Origin of the sequence: Microcoleus sp. C2D2 (assembly GCF_036702495.1) — a bacterium.
Classification (GTDB): Bacteria; Cyanobacteriota; Cyanobacteriia; order Cyanobacteriales; family Microcoleaceae; genus Microcoleus.
In genome coordinates, this window is sequence record NZ_JAUBTO010000356.1 from 1 (window position 1) to 1,984 (window position 1,984).

The window sequence follows — 1,984 nt, forward strand, 5'->3', positions numbered from 1 at the left end:
GATGAATGGGGACATTTTGACCGCAAAGTTGACATTCAGGTTGCTGCTGATGTAGAGACTTTTTCTGAAGGTTATGCCTTTTTGAGGACACAGGTTGACGAGTTGTTGCAGCAGTCAGGTGCTGAAAATCAGATGCTCCTTAAACTTCATGATTTGGAGAAGCATATTTCTCGGAGAGAAAAAACTCTTGAGTCTCTTGAGAGCAAAATAGAAATTGCCAACGCTCAACTGCAACGTCTTCAAAACTTTTTAGAGCGTTTGGGAATTGACCCTGGTTCTTATTCCTTGTTTATTGGTGATCGACCTATAGGATTAAAATCTGCTGCTGAAGTTGTTACAACAGAGGTTGAAAATGACCCTATCCCTTTTAACTGTTCGGATGATGATGAGGATTCTCACGAATTTTAACTATGGATAACGAGTGGACAGAGCTACCGGGGGCGGAATATCAACCTCTTCTGGACTTTGAATCTGAAATTCTTGATGAGGGGAAATTTGCCGATGTATATTTCCTCACCAAAGAAATTAAGAGAGGTTTTTTAGATTATGTGCGCCAGGGCATTATGCTGCACACAATCCGCCGATTTCGATTGTATAAGGAGAAATTCAAAGATTTTAAAACTTACTGCGAGCAAGGGCTAGGGCGGCAACATTTTTACTGTAAGCAAATTATTAAAGCGGCCGATATTTGCCTGCGATTAATAAAATTTGGTTTTAAAATTTTGCCAAATTGTGTGGCTCAAGCAATCCCTTTGGTGAAGTACGCGGCGGTGGATCAGTACGGGGATAGTCCTTTAATAAGTAAGTGGCAAGAAGTTGTGAACACTGTACCAAAAGAAAGAATTTCTGCTGTTACCATCACCGAAACCATTGACGAGAACCCGGAACCCCGGCTGCAACAAGTCCGTATCAAGAAGGACACCTACGCACTTTTAGCCAAGAAAGCGGCGGCGGCAGGTCTATCTTTCTCTGAACTGCTCGACAGAATCGCCGATGAATACAACCCTCAAGATACTGAGGAGCCAACCATACACACTCCAGAGCAAGAGAAGATTTTAGACCAACTAGATGCCGAGTTTCAGCAAAACGCTACTGTGGAGGATCGCGGAGAAACTAACGGATTTACTATCAGAAAACCTGGCAAAAAGTTCTCAAAATTTCATCAAAAAGTTATCAGTCGTGCGAATAGATCCGGCAAAGAGTCGGATTCATCCTAAATCTAATTATAAAAACCATGCACAATAATTTCACTTACGGGTACTCCGAGCTGCCCCCAGTTCGACCTGAAATAAAAGCTGAGATTGTCGCTCTTGATGTTCAACTCGCTGATTTAATTTTAAAAAGTCAAGGCAACTACCGAGAGCTAGAGGCGCTAGCAGAAATGCTAGATAATTGTCTAGATAGCTGTCAACTTAGTCTCAATGTTATTCGCATAGCTGACGATAGGTCGCAGCAATCAAGTATTAGCTTAACTGATTTACCCAAGAAAGAAAAAGAGGTAATTTTGTCTACTGCTATCACATCCACAGTAGCCATCAAAGTCCTAGCTGGTATTTTCGGCTGTGATTTTGAGACAGCCGCTTCCCATGTCGCAGTGATAGGTGAACTAGAATTTGGTTCGATGACTCCTGAAGCAATAGAACGAGCTATTGAAGAGATGGCAAAGAATTTGAAAGATAATCCTGATGGAGCATTTTTTATCCGAGTCGAAGACTAAAATTTAATAGGTATACATTGGTTTCGTCGCATTGCGATTAATTTCCGCCTGAAGATGGCTGCTTCGACTCAGCGGCCGAAACTCTCCCTTAATAATGGGGAGTCGCGGATCGAGTCCAAATCATCCGTCAATTAATGAAACAGTGATTTAGGGCTTTCAAATGGAATCAAGCTCTTGAGGCTTTTAGTCGTTCATAAGCTCGGTCACTGCTTAATTAATTGCTATTCCCTGTGCAATTTTTCGCTTTAAGAGTGAATTAGGCTCTTA

At 41.8% G+C, this 1,984-nt stretch carries 3 protein-coding genes; all 3 read left to right on the plus strand.

All coding sequences use genetic code 11. The annotated features are described in order from the left end of the window. Nucleotides 1–408: hypothetical protein (locus tag QUB61_RS39100; protein WP_333190458.1), on the plus strand; the 408-nt coding region annotated here is incomplete at its 5' end. Between the two features lie 2 nt (nucleotides 409–410). Further along, the gene (locus QUB61_RS39105; protein WP_333135440.1) at nucleotides 411–1,217 is read left to right on the plus strand and encodes a hypothetical protein; all 807 of its coding nucleotides are present in this window, start codon (nucleotides 411–413) and stop codon (nucleotides 1,215–1,217) included. A gap of 17 nt (nucleotides 1,218–1,234) precedes the next feature. Next, nucleotides 1,235–1,717 (plus strand): hypothetical protein, encoded by a 483-nt coding sequence (locus QUB61_RS39110; protein ID WP_333135442.1) that lies wholly within the window; start codon nucleotides 1,235–1,237, stop codon nucleotides 1,715–1,717. Nucleotides 1,718–1,984: the final 267 nt, after the last annotated feature.